24 protein-coding genes are annotated in these 18,164 nt (G+C 54.4%); 16 read left to right on the top strand and 8 right to left on the bottom strand.

The genetic code is table 11. The annotated features are described in order from the left end of the window. The first annotated feature begins 5 nt into the window (after positions 1–5). The 4 genes from purS to Q0835_RS08105 are packed head-to-tail and all read left to right on the top strand — an operon-like array spanning position 6 to position 1,328. Complete coding sequence (gene purS, locus Q0835_RS08120) at positions 6–245, top strand: phosphoribosylformylglycinamidine synthase subunit PurS (protein WP_298818249.1); 240 nt, start codon at positions 6–8, stop codon at positions 243–245. Between the two features lie 17 nt (positions 246–262). Then, positions 263–370 carry a phosphoribosylformylglycinamidine synthase-associated small membrane protein gene (locus Q0835_RS08115; RefSeq protein ID WP_298960081.1) on the top strand — a complete coding sequence of 36 codons (108 nt, stop codon included), beginning with the start codon at positions 263–265 and terminating at the stop codon, positions 368–370. A gap of 16 nt (positions 371–386) precedes the next feature. After that, positions 387–1,052: a phosphoribosylformylglycinamidine synthase subunit PurQ gene (gene purQ, locus Q0835_RS08110; RefSeq protein ID WP_298960078.1), complete on the top strand. Its 666-nt coding sequence runs from the start codon at positions 387–389 to the stop codon at positions 1,050–1,052. Positions 1,053–1,073: 21 nt separating this feature from the next. After that, on the top strand, positions 1,074–1,328 hold the full coding sequence (locus tag Q0835_RS08105) for a DUF2164 domain-containing protein (protein WP_298818243.1): 255 nt from the start codon (positions 1,074–1,076) through the stop codon (positions 1,326–1,328). Positions 1,329–1,334: 6 nt separating this feature from the next. Here Q0835_RS08105 and Q0835_RS08100 read toward each other — a convergent pair whose 3' ends face one another. Continuing rightward, complete coding sequence (locus Q0835_RS08100; protein ID WP_298818241.1) at positions 1,335–2,138, bottom strand: AraC family transcriptional regulator; 804 nt, start codon at positions 2,136–2,138, stop codon at positions 1,335–1,337. A gap of 110 nt (positions 2,139–2,248) precedes the next feature. On the opposite strand from Q0835_RS08100, the gene Q0835_RS08095 reads away from it, so the two are divergent. Beyond that, positions 2,249–2,785, top strand: coding sequence for a peroxiredoxin-like family protein (locus Q0835_RS08095; protein ID WP_298818239.1), 537 nt, complete (start codon positions 2,249–2,251; stop codon positions 2,783–2,785). 138 nt (positions 2,786–2,923) lie between these two features. On the opposite strand, the gene Q0835_RS30340 is transcribed toward Q0835_RS08095, so the two are convergent. Beyond that, positions 2,924–3,154 (bottom strand): DUF1127 domain-containing protein, encoded by a 231-nt coding sequence (locus Q0835_RS30340; RefSeq protein ID WP_366142329.1) that lies wholly within the window; start codon positions 3,152–3,154, stop codon positions 2,924–2,926. 102 nt (positions 3,155–3,256) lie between these two features. Between Q0835_RS30340 and Q0835_RS08090 the strand changes: the two genes are divergently transcribed. From Q0835_RS08090 to grxD, 7 genes are all read left to right on the top strand, one after another. Next, positions 3,257–4,765 carry a PLP-dependent aminotransferase family protein gene (locus Q0835_RS08090; RefSeq protein WP_298960075.1) on the top strand — a complete coding sequence of 503 codons (1,509 nt, stop codon included), beginning with the start codon at positions 3,257–3,259 and terminating at the stop codon, positions 4,763–4,765. A 77-nt stretch (positions 4,766–4,842) separates the two neighbouring features. Continuing rightward, complete coding sequence (locus Q0835_RS08085) at positions 4,843–5,361, top strand: hypothetical protein (RefSeq protein ID WP_298960070.1); 519 nt, start codon at positions 4,843–4,845, stop codon at positions 5,359–5,361. A gap of 7 nt (positions 5,362–5,368) precedes the next feature. Further along, the gene (locus tag Q0835_RS08080; RefSeq protein ID WP_298960068.1) at positions 5,369–5,815 is read left to right on the top strand and encodes a hypothetical protein; all 447 of its coding nucleotides are present in this window, start codon (positions 5,369–5,371) and stop codon (positions 5,813–5,815) included. Positions 5,816–5,995: 180 nt separating this feature from the next. Continuing rightward, on the top strand, positions 5,996–8,194 hold the full coding sequence (purL, locus tag Q0835_RS08075) for a phosphoribosylformylglycinamidine synthase subunit PurL (protein ID WP_298960066.1): 2,199 nt from the start codon (positions 5,996–5,998) through the stop codon (positions 8,192–8,194). Positions 8,195–8,238: 44 nt separating this feature from the next. Continuing rightward, positions 8,239–8,472, top strand: a complete 234-nt coding sequence (locus Q0835_RS08070; RefSeq protein WP_094071352.1) for a BolA family protein — start codon at positions 8,239–8,241, stop codon at positions 8,470–8,472. A gap of 102 nt (positions 8,473–8,574) precedes the next feature. Continuing rightward, positions 8,575–8,706, top strand: a complete 132-nt coding sequence (locus tag Q0835_RS08065) for a hypothetical protein (protein WP_298818224.1) — start codon at positions 8,575–8,577, stop codon at positions 8,704–8,706. A gap of 5 nt (positions 8,707–8,711) precedes the next feature. Beyond that, positions 8,712–9,047, top strand: a complete 336-nt coding sequence (gene grxD / locus Q0835_RS08060) for a Grx4 family monothiol glutaredoxin (protein ID WP_298818221.1) — start codon at positions 8,712–8,714, stop codon at positions 9,045–9,047. 75 nt (positions 9,048–9,122) lie between these two features. On the opposite strand, the gene Q0835_RS08055 is transcribed toward grxD, so the two are convergent. After that, positions 9,123–9,572: a hypothetical protein gene (locus tag Q0835_RS08055; protein ID WP_298818218.1), complete on the bottom strand. Its 450-nt coding sequence runs from the start codon at positions 9,570–9,572 to the stop codon at positions 9,123–9,125. A 119-nt stretch (positions 9,573–9,691) separates the two neighbouring features. Here Q0835_RS08055 and Q0835_RS08050 point away from each other — a divergent pair, with 119 nt between their 5' ends. After that, positions 9,692–10,114: a MarR family transcriptional regulator gene (locus tag Q0835_RS08050; protein WP_298960063.1), complete on the top strand. Its 423-nt coding sequence runs from the start codon at positions 9,692–9,694 to the stop codon at positions 10,112–10,114. 266 nt (positions 10,115–10,380) lie between these two features. After that, a complete protein-coding gene (locus tag Q0835_RS08045) occupies positions 10,381–10,662 on the top strand; it encodes an antitermination protein (protein ID WP_298818212.1) in 282 nt (93 codons plus the stop codon). 248 nt (positions 10,663–10,910) lie between these two features. On the opposite strand, the gene Q0835_RS08040 is transcribed toward Q0835_RS08045, so the two are convergent. Next, positions 10,911–11,174 (bottom strand): hypothetical protein, encoded by a 264-nt coding sequence (locus tag Q0835_RS08040; RefSeq protein ID WP_298960060.1) that lies wholly within the window; start codon positions 11,172–11,174, stop codon positions 10,911–10,913. Between the two features lie 36 nt (positions 11,175–11,210). Between Q0835_RS08040 and Q0835_RS08035 the strand changes: the two genes are divergently transcribed. Together Q0835_RS08035 and Q0835_RS08030 are read left to right on the top strand one after the other, a co-directional pair. Continuing rightward, positions 11,211–12,008, top strand: coding sequence for a hypothetical protein (locus Q0835_RS08035; protein ID WP_298960057.1), 798 nt, complete (start codon positions 11,211–11,213; stop codon positions 12,006–12,008). Between the two features lie 232 nt (positions 12,009–12,240). Further along, positions 12,241–13,239, top strand: coding sequence for a hypothetical protein (locus Q0835_RS08030; protein WP_298960054.1), 999 nt, complete (start codon positions 12,241–12,243; stop codon positions 13,237–13,239). 7 nt (positions 13,240–13,246) lie between these two features. On the opposite strand, the gene Q0835_RS08025 is transcribed toward Q0835_RS08030, so the two are convergent. The 4 genes from Q0835_RS08025 to Q0835_RS08010 form a co-directional block, all read right to left on the bottom strand. Further along, positions 13,247–14,818, bottom strand: coding sequence for a DUF427 domain-containing protein (locus Q0835_RS08025; protein ID WP_298960051.1), 1,572 nt, complete (start codon positions 14,816–14,818; stop codon positions 13,247–13,249). A gap of 197 nt (positions 14,819–15,015) precedes the next feature. Further along, positions 15,016–16,164, bottom strand: coding sequence for a methyl-accepting chemotaxis protein (locus Q0835_RS08020; protein ID WP_298960048.1), 1,149 nt, complete (start codon positions 16,162–16,164; stop codon positions 15,016–15,018). 48 nt (positions 16,165–16,212) lie between these two features. Beyond that, a complete protein-coding gene (locus tag Q0835_RS08015; RefSeq protein WP_298960046.1) occupies positions 16,213–16,737 on the bottom strand; it encodes a PAS domain-containing protein in 525 nt (174 codons plus the stop codon). Positions 16,738–17,343: 606 nt separating this feature from the next. After that, the gene (locus tag Q0835_RS08010; protein WP_298821883.1) at positions 17,344–17,910 is read right to left on the bottom strand and encodes a RidA family protein; all 567 of its coding nucleotides are present in this window, start codon (positions 17,908–17,910) and stop codon (positions 17,344–17,346) included. Positions 17,911–18,164 lie beyond the last annotated feature (254 nt).

Raw genomic sequence — 18,164 nt, 5'->3', positions numbered from 1 at the left:
GACTCATGAAAGCACGCGTGATCGTCACCTTGAAAAACGGTGTTCTCGATCCTCAGGGAAAAGCAATCGAAGGCGCTCTTGGGGGCCTTGGATTTGACGACGTCGGTTCCGTGCGCCAAGGCAAGGTCTTTGACGTTGAGCTGAGCGGATCCGACAAGGACGCTGCCAAGGCGGAGCTGGAACAAATGTGTGAAAAGCTCCTCGCCAACACCGTCATTGAGAACTACGCGATCGAAATCGCCTGAAGCGCGAGCTCTTGCCAATGGACGAAGACACGCGCAAAGCCATAATGTTCACGGCCATAAAAGCTGCGATCTTCATCCTGGTACCTGCTCTTGCTGCGATCATCGCTGTTATTGTTCTGCTCTAGATATCGGGATTGCCAAATGAAATCCGCCGTCATCGTTTTTCCGGGCTCCAACCGCGACCGCGACATGTTTCATGCGCTTGACATGATTACGGGCTCGCGTCCGCAGCATGTCTGGCATACCGAGAGCACCCTGCCCGATGTTGACCTCGTGGTCGTTCCCGGTGGTTTTTCTTATGGTGACTACCTGCGCTCAGGTGCGATCGCCGCCCGCTCCCCCATCTTGAAAGACCTCGTTGCCAAAGCCCATAGCGGCGTTGCCGTCCTTGGTGTGTGCAATGGCTTTCAGATCCTGACAGAAGCAGGTCTGCTGCCAGGAGCACTGATGCGCAATGCAGGTCTCACATTCGTCTGCAAGGACGTCATGATGGAAACGGTCAACAATGCAACGCGCTTCTCGTCGCAGTTCCAAAAGGGACAGGTCTGGCGTTGCCCCGTCGCTCATCACGATGGCAACTATTTTGCTGACGCGGAGACAATTAGGAAAGTTGAAGACAACAATCAGGTTGTCTTCCGCTATGCCGAAGGAACAAACCCCAACGGGTCCCTCAACAACATTGCGGGCATTACCAACGCGGCCGGCAATGTGCTTGGAATGATGCCGCACCCTGAAAACCTGGTAGAACCCTTGCACGGCGGATTGGATGGACGCCTGTTGTTCGAAAGTCTGCTGACAGCAGCCTGATCCGAAACCAGGGAGGCCGGTATGAGCGATCTGGAACTGGACAATGACACCCGGTCGCGCCTTGCGGACCTGATACGGGACTATCTCAACGACGAGCTCGACACGGACATCGGCAACATGGATGCCGATCAGTTGGTCGGCTTTCTCATCCCCACGCTCGGCGCTCATTTTTACAACCAGGGCCTCAAAGATGCCCAAGCGCTCTTTGCCCGCAAGGCCGACGATGTGACGGACGAGATTTATGCGATGGAAAAGCCTGTCAAGGACCGGGACTGAGCGTCCTTACGCCGCTTGACTGCGCCGCTGTTTGGGTGGATGGCCGAAACGGCGGGAAAACGCCCTGGAAAACGCAGCCGGGCTGGCGAAGCCACACATATTGGCAACAGACTTGACCTGACGCCCTGCTTCAAGTTCCGCTCTGGCGATATCCAGCCTCCAGGTGGCCAGGTATCCCATCGGAGTGGTGCCCACAAGTTCCTTGAACGTGACGGCAAACTGCGTCCTGGACATTCCCGCGGTCTCCGCCAGCTTTTCAAGCGTCCAGCCCTCACCCGGCGCCTCATGAATTGCCACGAGCGCCGAGGCAATGCGCGGATGCGCAAGTCCGTTCAATAGGCCTGTATCGGCCTTGCCCTGCTCCATCGCGTGGCGCAGCAGCCTGATCACCACCACTTCACACAGGCGCTGAAACGCAGCCTGCCCCCCGCAGCGCGGCAGGGTCGCCTCCTCAATCAGCGGCATGACCACAGCGGTCAGATACGGCTCCTCGCTCAGTGGTACGGAGATAACCTCCGGCAAGGCGTTGATCAGCTGCTTTCCAACACCTGAAATTGCGATATTCGCAGCCACCAGAGGCGTTTCACCGGTGCGGGCCGTCAGTTCTGCAGGCTCACAGGGTTCGCTTTTCCCCAAAGGACTGAAGACAAGACGCAACGTCCGATCCTTGCTTACAAAGATCTTGAAATTGGCGCTTTGCTCTTCGGTCCCGCCGACAAGCGCATGGCTGACCTGTACCCGAAGCCTGTCGATCAAGGAAGACAGACGATCAAGCTTGCCATTGAAAGATGTGCGATAGGGAACAGCCATTTCCGTACTCTTGATCAACTTTTCGGAATGTTTTCTTTTCAATCGTTCGCTATGTTTACGGCATCCGAGGGCAGATGTGAAGTCTGGCCCCTACCCCAAGAGAGGTAAGAATGCTCATTCCACGCCAGTCCGTTCCGGAGTTGAAAGTAGAAACGTTGACTTCCGGCCCCTTCGACCTCGCGGCAGACGGCTCAGAATTCGCGACACTGGTCGTGTTTTATCGTGGCCTGCATTGCCCGATCTGCGCCACTTATTTGAAAGAACTCGGCCGTCTTACACCCGAATTCGCGCAAAAGGGCGTCAAAACCATCGCCATATCTTCCGACAATGAAGAGCGCGCGCAGCAAATGGCAGACAAGGTCGGCACACCCGACCTGCGGTTCGGTTACGGCCTGTCGCTGTCGGTTGCCAATGAATGGGGACTTTATATCTCCACAAGCCGGGGCAAGACCTCCATTGGCATCGAAGAACCCGCACTCTTCTCCGAGCCGGGCGTCTTCCTTGTGAAGCCTGACAACACTCTCTATTTCGCCTCCGTTCAGACGATGCCGTTCGTCAGACCGCATTTCCAGGAAATGGTCGGCGCACTCGACTTCGTTCAAAAGAACGACTACCCGGCACGCGGTGAGTATACAGGCGCGGTCTGACCCTAAGGCCATATGACAAAAAAATGCCGGACACGCGGGCTGCGCCGTGTCCGGCATTTTTGCAGATGACCATGGTTCGGGACCGTATCCTAACCGCCGGGGGCAGCGGCCCTGGGTTCCCGATCTCAGGACCTGCAACTAACGTGGAATACGCTCGCTGTCCCAAAATGGCCGACCAGCCTCCACGCGCACCGCTTCCCGGCTAAGGCCCAGATCCTCCAACGCCGAATCTGGAAGATCCTGAAGTTGCTGACGCGTCCGGTAGCTTTCTAACCAACGTGACAATCTGGTTTTTACGGCCCTTGCAATTCCCCTGCCGAACGACTGCCAAACGATTGGCCGCCCGTAAATTGTCTCAATTGAACTCATTTGACACCTCACAAGGGTAACAATTCCACTTAATTCTCACATTGTAGCGCTACAATCATATGAATTGACTCCTTTTGAGATGCAATATACAAAATTGTCACCATGACAAATTGGCATCCTCAAATCCCAGATGGCCAAGGCCCTCTCTACATCCGCCTCGCCGACAAGATTGCAGACGACATTGCGACGGGTGTGCTGAGCGCCGGTGCCAAACTGCCGCCACAAAGAGACCTGGCCTACGATCTGGGCGTGACTGTTGGAACAATCGGACGGGCATACGCGACGATCCGGCAACGAGGCCTGGTCAGTGGAGAAGTTGGTCGAGGCACTTTTGTGCTCGGCAGCGGACCTTCAGAGATTCTCGTGGAAAGCACCAAACCTGACCTGGCTGTTGGCACCTTGGGTGCAAGTTCTGCCGCACCGGCGTCGCAAGGCGTATCCTGGGTGCAGTCTGCCATGGCTGCCCCTGTCGACACCGCTTTCGCTGGAACGCGCATAACGGTGCCCGCACCTGAAACGATCCGCTTTGACAGCACGTCAGCGCCGGAAGTCGGCCAGGCGGACACCATTCAGCGGCTGACCACCGGCATCGCGAAGGACAAACCTTACGAAATTGCCAGCTATACGCGCTCGGTGCCGGACAGCTGGCGTCAGGCAGGCTGCCTTTGGCTTGCGCGCGGTGGCTGGAAGCCTCCGGAAGGCAGCATTGTACCGACAACAGGTGCACAGGCTGCAATCATGGCTATCATCGCGGCAACCACCGCTCCTGGCGACCAGGTGGTGTTTGAGGACCTGACCTACAGCTCCATCGCGCGTGGTTCCGCCCTCTCCGGCAGGCGGCCAGTTCAGGTGGCACGCGATGACGAGGGCCCAATCCCCGATGACCTTGCACGCGTGTGCGCTCAAAAGCATCCCAAAGTCATCTTCCTCATGCCGACGATGCACAATCCAACCACAGCACTGATGGGTGACGACCGGCGGCAGGAAATCGTTGCCATTGCCCGCCAGTACAATCTCTGGATCATCGAAGACGAGGTTTACGGCTCTCTAAGGGAAGCCTCGCAAAGCCCCATCGCCGCTCTTGCTCCGGAGCGCACGTTTCATGTCGGGTCCTTGTCAAAATCGGTCACAGCAGGCGTCAGGGGCGGTTGGGTCTCCAGTCCACTCTCTCATGCCCAGCGGATCTACACAGCCCACAAGATGCTGACCGGCGGCATCTCCTTTCTGCTTGCAGAACTGTCATCCCGTCTGGTCTTGTCCGGAGCCGCAGACGACTTTCGCAAGAAAGTCCAGACCGAGATCGCCGCCCGCTTTGCTCTGGTGCATCAGTATCTTGGATCATATGGCCTTCAAGGCGCTGCTGACGCGCCGTTTTTCTGGCTCAAGCTTCCCGAACCCTGGCTGTCCGGGACCTTCAAGACTGCGGCTGCTTCAGCTGGTGTGCTGATTGACGACGAAGACGAATTCAAGTCCGGTCGTTCAGGTCAGGTTTATCACCGTGCACGGGTCGGTTTCACCAATCCCCTGACGCGTAAGGAAACGGAGGCAGGGCTCTTGTCGTTACAGAACCTCCTCGAAGACAATGGAGCATGCTACGATAGTTTCGAGTAGGTTCATGCCGGATTGGTGACGGCGGTCCAAACCGCAACAGCACGATCCACTCAGAGGCTCGACAAAAAGGAACTGCATTGACACGGTCAGCATCATCTCGCCGGTGGGTGGTTTTTGCAGTTCTGGCTGCTGCAGTTTACTGCACCGGTGCTTTTTTCGCCGTCTATCGTCACAACCAGACCATTCTGGCCGAAGCGAATTTTACCGAAATCACTGGTGGCGGATTCATTTACAATTACCGGATCGCAGACATTCGCAGCGGAATCACCGTCGGACTTGTCAAGCCGCTCCCGCCGGGCACGCGCCTCCTTGCTGAATTCGAGAACCCTGCTGGTGGGAAGATCGAAATGGAGCAGACTGTTACTCACGCCAAGAGGAATTACAAATTCGAAACACCCTCCCTCAAAGGCGTGGCCGCCGACCGCGAGTATCTCGCCGTGCTTTCCGTGATCGACGGAAGGACAGGTGCAAAAATCGAACGGCACCAAACGTCGTTGAAAAGCAGCGTGGCCCCCAAGTCCATGCCGTCGAAACCGCTCACAATTGGTCCTGGGTATCACCTGAACCTGGACACGAATTCAGCTCAAGACGGATAGAAAAAGCGTGACCGACAGTGCTCATCTCATCTTGATCGTGCCAGGTTTTTTCATTTGTTTCGGGCTGCTTTGGTCAGTCATTGTTTTTCTGATTGGCCGTCTCGGTGGTTGGTCGCGCCTGTCACGGCTTTATCCGGGCAATCAGCCTCCGCCCGGGCAAAGCTGGCGCTGGGTCAGCGCGAGTTTCGGACTGTTTGCAAGTTACCGAAAGTGCCTGGACATCACGTTGTCAAATGCAGGCCTATATCTTCGGCCGGTCATCATCTTCAGGATCGGCCACTCGCCGATCCTGATCCCCTGGCACGCCATTGTCCGCGCAAGGCGCAGCGATCTGTTGATTACCAAGGCCATCCGGCTTGAGGTCAAGGATCCGGAAACCGGTGGCGTTCGGAAACTCAGATTCTACGGCTCAAACCTCACCAGCGCTATCGAGAGCGGACTCGGCATGACCTGAGGGCCAGTGAGCTGGCATTCATTGTGCCGAGCGTTGCCTTGCCGGGGATCAATCAAGCTATCTTCCACAAAGTTTTGCGCGCACTCTCCCCATTTCCTGGACAATCTGCTAAACGGCGGCATCAATGCCTGCCCGCGTCCTTGCGGCCCAGATTCTGCGGTCCCAAAATACTGGAACGTCATGATCCCGAACGACATCAAGATCACGCCCGACCTGATTGCTTCCCACGGCCTGAAACCGGATGAGTATGAGCGCATCCTGGAATTGATTGGCCGGGAACCGAGCTTTACCGAACTCGGCATCTTTTCCGCCATGTGGAACGAGCATTGCTCTTACAAATCATCCAAGAAATGGCTGAAAACACTGCCGACAGAAGGACCTCGTGTGCTTCAGGGTCCGGGTGAAAACGCCGGTGTGGTTGATATTGGCGACGGCCAGGCCGTGGTCTTCAAGATGGAGAGCCACAACCACCCGTCCTATATTGAGCCCTATCAGGGTGCGGCAACAGGTGTTGGCGGTATTTTGCGGGACGTCTTCACCATGGGTGCACGTCCCGTCGCGGCCATGAACGCCCTGCGCTTCGGCGAACCGGATCATCCGCGCACGAAACACCTGGTGTCGGGAGTCGTCTCTGGGGTCGGCGGTTACGGCAATTCATTTGGTGTGCCAACGGTTGGTGGCGAGGTCGAATTTCACGCCCGCTACAACGGCAATTGCCTGGTAAACGCATTTGCTGCGGGTCTCGCCAGGTCTGACGCGATCTTCCTGGCGAAAGCCGAAGGTGTCGGCCTTCCTGTTGTGTACCTTGGCGCCAAGACCGGCCGCGACGGTGTTGGCGGTGCGACGATGGCGTCGGCTGAATTCGACGATACAATCGACGAAAAGCGCCCAACAGTTCAGGTCGGTGACCCGTTCACGGAAAAATGCCTGCTGGAAGCCTGTCTGGAGCTCATGGAAACAGGTGCTGTCATTGCCATTCAGGATATGGGTGCAGCCGGTCTGACCTGCTCCGCTGTCGAAATGGGCGCCAGCGGCGATCTTGGCATCGAGCTCGACCTCGACAAGGTTCCGGTGCGCGAAGAGCGCATGAGTGCCTACGAGATGATGCTGTCTGAAAGCCAGGAGCGCATGCTCATGGTACTGAGGCCCGAGAAGGAGCATGAAGCCGAAGCCATTTTCAAGAAATGGGGACTGGATTTTGCAATTGTCGGCATCACCACCGATACACTCCGGTTCGTTGTCAAACATCAAGGCGATGTGGTGGCAGACCTTCCAATCAAGAAATTGGGTGATGAGGCGCCGGAATACGACCGGCCCTGGACCGAACCGCAAAAAAAGCCCACTTTGAACGCGGCCGACATCGCAGAACCTGAAGACTATGCCAAAGCGTTGACCACTCTGGTCGGCAGCGCCAACGGGTCTTCTCGTCGCTGGGTCTATGAGCAATACGACACACTGATTCAGGGCAACACGGCTGAAACGCCTGGAGGTGATGCCGGCGTTATTCGCGTGGAAGGTACCCGCAAGGGCCTCACTTTCTCGGTCGATGTGACCCCGCGCTATTGCGAGGCTGACCCTTATGAAGGTGGCAAACAGGCCGTTGCAGAGGTTTGGCGCAACCTGACCGCCGTTGGGTCAGAGCCGCTGGCCGCAACCGATAATCTCAATTTCGGCAACCCGGAAAAGCCAGAGATCATGGGGCAGTTTGTCGGCTGTATCAAAGGCATCGGCGAAGCGTGCCGTGAACTGGATTTTCCCATCGTTTCCGGCAACGTCTCCCTTTACAACGAGACTCACGGTGAGGCGATATTGCCGACCCCTGCCATTGGCGGCGTCGGACTGTTGCCGGACGTGACTGTTCGCGCCAGTGCAGCCTTTGCCGACGAAGGCGACTCGATCCTGGTCATAGGTGGGCTCGGCACTCATCTGGGTGCTTCACAATATCTTGCCGATGTTCTGGGCCGCGAAGAAGGCGCTCCTCCTCCGGTCGATTTGGCAGCAGAAAAGCGGCGCGGCACGATTGTTCGCCAACTGATCGGCGCGGCACGGCTTTCTGGGGTTCATGACATATCTTCCGGCGGCCTGGGTGTTGCCCTTGCCGAGATGGCGATTGCGGGCGGAATGGGGGCAACGGTCAGGATTGCTGGACCAGCCCATGCTGCCCTCTTTGGCGAAGATCAGGGACGCTACGTGCTGACGGTTGCACCGGACAGGGTCGAGGCTGTCCTTGAAGACATCATCGATGCCGGTATCGAGGTTCAGCAAATTGGGAAAACCGGCGGCGATGATTTGACTGTTGAGGGTGTTCTCACCATATCCGTTGCAAACTTGAAAAAAGCACACGAAGATTGGTTCCCCGAATACATGGCAACAGCTTAAAACTGCCTGAGTTTCAGGAACCAATACAAAAGGACTGATGCACGATGCCGATGAACGCAAATGAGATCGAAACGCTGATCAAAGAGGCATTGCCCGATGCTCAGGTTGAGATCCGGGATTTGGCTGGCGACGGCGATCACTATGCCGCTAATGTTGTCTCTGAAGCATTTAGAGGCAAAAGCCGGGTTCAACAGCATCAGCTGGTGTATGAGGCTCTGAAAGGCAACATGGGCGGTGCGTTGCATGCGCTCGCCTTGCAGACAAAGGCCCCGGACTAAGTGTGATGGCAAACTGATCGAAACGAGTGCCGTATAATCGGATTGCCCCTTGAATTTTCCGTCTGTCGACGACAGATAGACGGCAAAGTGGACGGAGAAAGAATGATCTGGCTTCTTCTCGCAACCGCTCTCCTGGCGATGCTTATCATGGAAGTTCGTGTCTGGAGAGCCGTGACTGGATTGATTTATCGCACCGGCCGCCAACTGCTTGCGCCGACGAAACAAAAGGACTGACGAACATGAGCATCCAGGACTGGATCAAGAACGAAGTCGACACCAATGATGTGGTTGTCTTCATGAAGGGCACGCCGAATTTTCCGCAATGTGGTTTTTCCGGCCAGGTCGTTCAGATTCTCGACTATGTCGGCGCTCCCTATAAGGGCATCAATGTTCTTGAGGACGATGAGCTGCGTCAGGGCGTCAAGGACTTTACAAATTGGCCGACCATTCCGCAGCTTTACGTAAAAGGTGAGTTTGTCGGCGGATGCGACATCATTCGAGAAATGTTCCAGAATCAGGAACTGCAAAGCCTCTTCACCGACAAGGGCATTGAGACCACTCAGCAGACGGCATAAGCTGAATCAGTTTCTGATAATGTGACTTTAAGGGACGGATTTACCGTCCCTTTTTCATTTTCGGCGCTCACCCGCTCAAACACTTTTGACCGTTCGCCGTAGCGGTATCCAAACCCAAAAGCTCAAGAGAACCGCCGACCCTGAAACAATCGTCATGAGCGTCCCGGGAAAAAACCGAACAAAGCCGGGTATATCCACGAACAGCAAGTATCCGATGTCGGCCATACCGCCGACAAGCGCCGTGACCCAGATAGCCGTCAGATTTCCCCGCCATATGAACCATGCCCCGAGAATTGTGACCAACCCAAACCAAAGCAGGTTCCAACCATGCTGGTTGAGTATTCCTTCGACCGCCGGGTGATAATTCGAACGCAACAGGCCCGTTTGAACCGCATCGGCAATAGCGGCAAATCCTTGAGATGCATCCGAGGTGAGCACGACAACACCTGCAAATGCGTGTACAAGACCCCAGACAATCCAAAGGACCGCAGCCAATTTCAGTACCATTCGTTGTGTCTCAGACATGATCCAACGCCTTGCAACAACCGTCCGAGCCAAATGTGCCATCTTGGCGTCGGTGGGCAGATCTTCAATTAAGTTGACATTATCAACTATAATTAGTGGACTTAGTCAACAAATTACTCATGCCTGATATTGAAATTGCAAATCTCACGGACCGGTTCATGCGCCGCATTCACTTGTCACTGAATGCACGTTCGGCTGACTTTGATCGTCATCAGCTGGGTCCTGCAGGAGGCGTTTTGCTTCTCACCCTGGCCGAGATGGAACCTGTGCGACTGCATGAATTGGTCGCCCGAATGAACCGGGACAAGTCGCAAATGACCCGCGCGGTCAAGGTTCTGGAAAGTAAGGGGCTGATCGACCGAGTTCCGGACCAGAGAGACGCCCGCGCAAGCGTCCTTTCTTTGACCTCGCTGGGTCAGGAAGCGGTTGGCGAACTGCAGCAGGCAGTCGCAGACACGCTTGCAGACATTCTGGCGCCGCTATCCCAGAGCGAGCAGGAGCAGCTACGCGCACTCTTGAAGAAAATCCAGTGTCCCCTCTAGGGAAATGAAGATTATCCGGGATCACTGAATGAAGTCGGCGCCACTTCGCGTGAGGCGATAAACCTCAAAAAACCACGTGTTATCCAACGCAAACCCGAATCGAATTTGGCCAAATCTGGTCGATTGTTCGGCAATTGTTGGCGAATCGCCTAAGCTGAACGTCAGGTGAATGGGGATTTCAGTGAGAGTACAGGTGTGTTCCGCCATTTTCCGACCATATCGCAGGGCCTGCCGAAACGGAGGGCCAGGAAATGGGACCGGGGATCATGAACAAGTTTGCTTTTGCAACCACCACCACTTTCGCACTGGCTTTGGCCGGCCTTGGATTTAGCTTGTCGGGCGGATCGATCACCGACAGCGAGCTGCGGCGTGTTGATTGCCAGGCAATCACCATGTTCACCCCCGCCCAGAACAAAAGTGCCGAAGAACTCTGCGCAAATTACGGCGGCGTTGCCCTGAACGACGCGGAGCCAAGCAAGCAAGGCCTGGTTATTCTGGTACGCAACCAGCCAATGGGCGGATTTCACGGCGAAAAAACCGTCCGCTAAACCGGAACAGAAGCCTTTCTTATTCCGAAGTTTCAGTCAGGAAATCAGGCTCCGGACAGGTCGGCCAACGGTACTTTGGTCAGCGGCTCAAACCGGCTCCAAACCCCAAACGCATTTGACGGATCAGGCGTTCTCTATGAATTGCCGCCCACAATTCAGCCGTGTATTCTCGAAAAACAATTCAACCATTGACAGCACTCTTTAGTGGAAACATAGTTAATTTTGTTAAGTGTAAATTTTAATTGACGCTACCAGAAGGGGAATTCTCCGATGATCAAGACAATTAGAACTACGAAGCCACTTACAAAGGTCAAAACTGCAGCCCCCGCTTCTATGGGTGGTGGGGTCGCGCCGGTTACTCTCAAACCGCTTTCGCGCAGCAGCATGGGAGGCGGTATCGCTCCTGTAGTGAAGCCAGCTGCAAAGGCATCGATCGGAGGGGGCTTGGCACCCGTTAAAGTCAAAATGAGTTCCCGAAGCTCAATGGGTGGCGGTGTCGCTCCTGTGCGCATCTAATTGAACTGATCCTCCGGCAGACGGACAAAACCATGAATGTTTCCACCACTGTCGGAGGATCTGTCCCTGAAACAGAAAGCGAGGCAGTGCTCCGCTTCACAAAGGCATTTCCGTCAGCGCCGGATATCCGGCGAGCGGAAAAGAGTGCAGCTGGCACCATGCCTGCCGCGGCCTTTCAATATTGCCAAGCCATGCGCGAAGCTTCGTCCTTTGGCTGGTATGTTTATCCTCCAAAAGACATCCACCTTCTTTTCGATGGAAAAGAGAGCTTCTTTTACGAAGACGATCAATGGTATCCGGTCAAATCAACCAACTTCGAGGACGAAGATTTCAGACAACATTGGGAGGAGGCTGCTCCTGAAGATCTGCGTGATCTTGATCCGCCTTATCTATCTGAACTTTTCGTTCCTGGATCGATTCAGATTTGGTCGGGCTATTTTGTCAGTTCTCGCCCGGGCTGGAGCACGCTCATTAGACCTCCGGTCAACTATGATACGCGCAGCGCTTTTGTCTGCTATGAAGGCCTTGTCGAGACCGACCTCTTTCAGCCCTGTCCGCTTTTCATCAACATCAAGCTCCTAACGACAGGTCAGGAAATCTACATTCCGCATTTCAAGCCGTTGTTTCAAGTCCAGCCAATTGAGCGCGCCTGCTACCAGGACGCCGCGCTCAAAACAGAAATTCAGGAAACTCTCAGTGGACCGGATCAGCCCTTCGACTGGCAGGGTTTTCGTGGGACAGTACGCGACATGACACAACGTGACAGTCATCGCCCTGGGGGTTATGGCGCTGCTACACGCCGTCGCAAGAAGGCAGGCACTGAGGAATGAAACGCGAATTTGGGCCGAACGGTCACGCTTCAAGCCACGCATTTACCTGCAAAGCTCGCTTCGACAGATGTCGGCAATACTGACATCCAGCGAAACCAGGCGCACAGTCGGGGCAGCCCTTTTTTCTGCGGCTGGATCCATCCCTCTCCATATTGCCCCTTTGCTCATCGCAACCCTGCTCGCCACGCGGTCTATTTCAAATGCCGAAGCGGGCAGCGTTGTGAGCTGTATCATGGCGGGCCAGATCGTAGCCGCGTTCCTGGCCGCAAGAATACGCTATGAAACACTCGCGCGGCCTGCACCGGCTTTAGTCTTTTGTGTATATGCTTCAGCGCTATTCCTGTCCCTATGGGTGAACGCTCCGCTCTTGTTCGCTCTTTGCTGGTTCGTGATCGGGTTGGCATGTGGCTTCCTAATGCAATTCGGCATCATGACAGCTGCGCAATCCAATATGAAACTCCAGGCCTTCGCGTGGCGGCTTTCTTTCGCGCTTTTCATTTCCGGCCTGATTGCAATTTGCTTCCCCCTGTTTGAGACCGACCAGACTTACAGACATCTCGTTACACTGTTCGGGTTGGGCCTGTTGGCAGTGTTTCTAAGTGGTCTGGTACTTTGGCGGAAGGTTCCAACGCATAGTGCAAACAAGGCGCAGTCGGTGAAGGGACACCTGACTGGAAGAGATGGCTTTGGCCTGGCTTTGCTGTTTCTGTTCTTTTGCGGGCAAATCGGCTTCTTATCCAACACCGCCCATTTCACAGCGAGCAACGATCTCAGCCTTGACAACACATCGTTAGCAATAGGCTTCTCCAAAGTCACGATTGCACTCGTGATCCTTTGGGTCGCCATGCGTGGCACGCGGCACGGTAGTTGGTTTCAAACACTTTTTTCGGCAGCGCTGGCATCTTCAGGGATTCTGATCGCAACTCAGCAGAGTTTCATTTTCATTGTATTCGGCTTTGTTGCGTTTGAATTGTTTTTGAACCTGTTGTCCGCCTCATTCATGGCTGATTTGTCGGAAAAGTTTTCAAGCAAGGCCAAGGCGTTGCTATTGATCGCCACTTTGTCTGGAACACTTATCGGCCCGCCCCTTTTTGGATATCTGATTGATGTAAATCAGGGCACCCTGCCAATGCTGTTTGCCGCCCTTTCTGCATTTCTGCCACTGCTCTGGCTCGTCTATTGGAGAGGCGTTGATCGCAAACTGCAACGCGACACGCCAACGATGGACTAAACCATTGCTACGAAGCAGTTTCGGCCGGGCAGACACTTACGGCGAAGGCTTCGACGGGGTCTGAAACATTGTGCAGTTCAACAGCGCCCAGTGGCGTTGCTCCGCAATCGGCCTCGTCGGCAACATCTTTTGACGCCACGATTGGATGACCGACAACCTTGCCGTGATCGCCAAGCCGGGCGGCAATGTTGGCTGCGCTTCCAATCACGGTAAAATCCAAACGTTCTTTTGAGCCGACATTCCCGTAGGTGACTTCACCAAAGGCTATGCCGATGGCGCATGTCAGAGGAATGCCATTGCCGTTTTCTTCGGGGACCGCCAAGCGTTGAACGATCCGATCTGCACTGGCCACTGCCTGTCGGCAGGCTTTTTCGCGGTCAGAACCTGCGGGAAAAATCGCAAGAACCGCGTCGCCAATGAATTTCAGAACTTCGCCTTCATGCTCGTTGACGATTTCGGTCGTCACTTCGAAGAACCTGTTCAACTCGGACAGGTACGCATCGCGCCCGAGTTCGGTTTCCAGACGCGTCGAATGACGCAGGTCGCAGAACAGGATCGATGCGTCGATGACTTCACCGTCGCCGCGACGGATTTCCCCGCCAAGAACACGTGCGCCGGTTCTCTTGCCAAGATAGGTTTCCAGGATTGTCGTCGCATTCGACGTGAGGGCAAAAACCTCAAACAAGCGGCTGATGAGTGCGGAACATTCGAAAATCAGACCCAGATTGGCTGTGGTGAAGCCATTCGGGTGGTCGGAGGCCAGCGTTAGCACGTTGATCCGACCATCGGAAAACGGCAATGGCATCGCGACATAGTCGGTAACGCCTTGCTCTTTCAAATCTTCCATGATCGGAAAGTTGAATTCGTCAGGGTTGGTATCCAGTTTCTGTCGCACGCCGCCCAGCCCGTCGGCAACATGCTGCAGCGGACTATTTTTGAAAATCGGGCTTTCCAGAAGCTCATAAGAAGGATAGCGGCTGGTAACCTCATCCTTGTCCCGCTGCCAGATCGAATTCTGGCCTGCAATCATTGGATGAAGGGACCAGATCAAGACGCTCATCCGGCAAACAGCAACACCGTCCTCAACAAGCTTCTTGCCCAGCGCTGAAATCAGCTCTTCTGCCGTGCGTGCCGTCCAGGCTTCGCGCAGCAGCCAATCGACAATCGGCCCGGAAATATTGCCGCCAAAGGGTGTGTCCAGTTGCTTGCCGTTGTATTCGATGCGCGAGGCAACGCCGGGCATGAACGCATGGAACCCATCAACGGCCTGCCCTTCAGGCAGGGCCGTCGGGTAATGCCAGGCGCCATTTTCAATCGTCTCGCCCGAGACTAGAACATCGCTGTAGGAAGCCGTGCCTTTCAGCGGGCAGAATGTTCTGTGATCAGGTGCCGGTTTCAGATCGGCGCGGATGTCATCCTTTGGGAAATATACCACGGGAGGAAGCCGGGTTTCATACATGACACGGGCCCTGGTGGATCTTGCCAGAACAACGTTGTTCCGCCAGGCAGTCACCTCACCGGTGAGCGGCTCCACCAAAACACCATAGTCGTTTGCCGTTCGTTGCGCGCGCACTGTCATCTCAAAGAAATAGGCACCCCGGCGGGAACTGTCCAGAACGTTCAGCGGGTACTATGGGCCCAATGCCAGCAAGGTTTCCCAACAATCATCAGCCGATACAGCTTAGCCCGTCAGACAAGACACCCGAAATGCAAGAACCGCAAACCGGGTGCTTTTCCGGTCTGCGGCTCTGAACACCCTGATAGGAATGGGTCGTGTCAGATGACTTGACGCACCTCGCTCAGAAAACCGTCCACTTCATGGCGAAGCATCTGGCCCTGCTCCGACAATCCGGCGGCAGCATGCAAAACATGGTTGGCCTCGGTTTTGGTCGATCCGGCCATGTTGGTGATCATGCCGATATTGGAACTCACCTCATTCGTACCAGCCGAAGCCTGCTCAATGTTGCGCGCGATCTCCGCTGTTGCAGCGCCTTGCTCTTCAACGGCCGCCGAGATTGCAGATGCTATTTCACTGACCTTGGAAATGGTCGTACCGATGGTCCCGATGAACTCAACGGCCTGTGAACTTGCCGATTGAATGGACTTGATCTGAGCACCGATCTCGTCGGTTGCCTTAGCGGTTTCGCTTGCCAGTTCCTTGACCTCGGATGCAACAACGGCAAAGCCTTTGCCCATTTCACCGGCGCGCGCCGCTTCGATCGTCGCATTGAGAGCCAAGAGATTGGTCTGATTTGCGATGTCGGTGATGAGCGAAACAACTTCGCCGATCTTGTCGGAAGATTCAGCCAGCATCTTGATATCGCGATTGGCCTTTTCCACTTCGTTTACGGCTTCGCCGGCAATCTGCGCCGAATAGCTGACCTGCTGGTTGATCTCGCTTACTGACTGGGTCATCTGCTCAGTTGCCGCCGCGACGGAACTGACATTGGACGACGCATTGGCGGCAGACGATGCCACTGCCGTAGCTTGCTGATCCATGGAGGTGGAGGACTGATCCATTGACCTGGCGCTGTCTTCAAGCTCGCCTGAAGCCGTCGTGACCGACTCAACCACCGTCGCCATTTTTGTTTCGAAGTTCTCGACCACCCCGGCAAAAGAACCGACGCGTTCCTCCATGGCCGCCATGGCGACATTGATCGACTCGCTGGCAACACCGAAAGCACCCGTCATGCCTTTGGTCGAAATTCGCCGGAAGTACTTGTTTTCGGAAACATATTCCAGAGAAGCCTTGGTTTCGCGCACATAAGCGTCAGACCTGTCGATCAATCGGTTGATCGCATGAAGCAGCCTGCCGGCGTCACCTTTTTCGGAAATGTTCAGAATGCGGCGCTCGAAATCACCGTCAGCAACGGCTTCCACGACTTCAAGCGCTTTCTTTATCGCAGATCTGTTGTCGCCAATCATTTTTTCCAACCTTCAAATTTGACAAATGACATTCGAGAATTGGCCAATTCAAAGACCGGCAATGAACTCGTCATAGGGAACGCCTCGTTCCTGCAGGATGCCGGAGACCATTTCCTTGGAGGATTGGAGACCGTCTTTTCTGTTGGCGTGACGGCGCTCTTCAGCAACCAGATCGGCATAAAGTGGAACGACAACTCCCTCCAGAATGCTCCGGTCCGGAACCCGCCTGTTCGAGTGGTAACCGACGACGTCACCGTTATTGTCGACGCTCGGCGTCACATGGGCGAGAACCCAGTAGTGGTCGCCGTTCTTGCAGCGGTTGACCACATAAGCAAAAATCTCGCGTCGATCCTGGATATGTCCCCACAAGAGATCAAAAACGCAGCGCGGCATGTCCGGATGGCGAATAATGTTGTGGGGTTCGCCAAGGCATTCCTTCTCGGTGTATCCCGCAATTCTGAGGAACACATCATTGCAATAAGTGATCTTGCCTTTGAGATCCGTTTTACTGACAATAATTTCATCGTCACCGAAAAACTGCTCGACACCGGTAACAATTGCATCCTTGGCCATACATCATTCTCCCTTGCAGGTAATAGTCTTAAAGACTTCCTCCAAAGATCACCTGATGAGTTGCTTTTAGAAAAACGACAGGGAAATGAAATGAAATTTTGGCAACGTTATCCGGCCCGCAAAGCGACAGAATAACTTACCAAAACTTCGCAATATTTTCCCACCCCCAGGAAATCTCGAGGTATGACCTAGCGGCAAAAATCTTGCTGAGATGTTAAATGAGCACTCAATTTTGGCATTTCACGACAAAATTTCCGCAAAATGCCAAGTAAAACTACCAGAGATATTGATCCAAATCGTATTTCAATGCAAACGAGCATACGTGAATTCACCTATTTTCATTCCGAATACACAACCTGAAATAAAACCCAGAGTATTTCACAACAACATGGCAAGTTGTGCTATCGAAAATTACGCATAGGAAATCAGACCCCGTAACAGCCGATTCTGCGCACGTTGCTAGGCTGTTTGTTCAAAAAGAACAATATGCCACCGTCCGCCATCGGTGCGGTTTCCCTATTCTGCAATGATCTTCAGCGCTGCGGATCAGGAATGTTGGAAGACGTTATCCTTGGCCGCTGAAGGATTTTACGCTGTGCATTCGATCTATTGGTGCTTTTCAAGCGCGGCTTCCGGCATGATAAAGCGACTTGTCGGGATCTCTGCAATGGCGGTTATCTCAACAAGCAATCTGGCATCATAAAGCGATGAGACTTCCAAAGTTGTTGTGACAGGATACGGTGCGTCGAAGAACCGTAACCTTATTTCGGAACAGTGCATGAACGCTTGAATATCTGTCGTAAACTGCTGGAGCGAAACGATGTCGCTCATTCGTCCACCCATAGCGCCAAGAACATCGGATATGTTCTTTAAGACCTGGGTGACTTGAGCAGCCATGTCTCCCTCACCGACAACCTCCCCATCCCGATCGAGCGAAACTTGCCCCTTCAGGTAGATTGTTTTTCCATCTCCAGCGATTACAGCCTGAGAGAAGGCACCAAATGGATCCCAAGTATCTGGAGGATCAAAGCTTTTTGCCATGTCACTGCCTAGCTGTTCGGTGGTTGCACCATTCTGAATATCCAAGACCCGTTCAACGGCTTGAACCCTATAAATTGAATATAACATAATATGCTCCTTTTGAGCAAAATATAATTCTCTTTTGGTCGCCACTCAATTTGGCTTCATCGCCTGCATCCGGCCTTGCAGGCAGCGTTACCTTGCCTCCGGCCGAGAGCCGAAACTGAGCTTTGATATGCGGGTATGATTCAAGAATTGGCGGAGCACAAAAGGGAGCGATGCCCGTTCTCCGTAACTGAAGGGGGCTTAATCTTGCTCGTCTTTGCTTGCGAGATGAGCAGCAAGCTCTTTCGATGATGGACCGCTCTGGAACTTTATCTTCTGGATCTTCGCGTTGAGACACTGCC

The organism is uncultured Roseibium sp., assembly GCF_947499295.1.
Lineage (GTDB): Bacteria > Pseudomonadota > Alphaproteobacteria > Rhizobiales > Stappiaceae > Roseibium.
The sequence above is the reverse complement of the archived record's forward strand: the minus strand, read 5'-3'. Positions and strand labels throughout refer to the sequence as shown.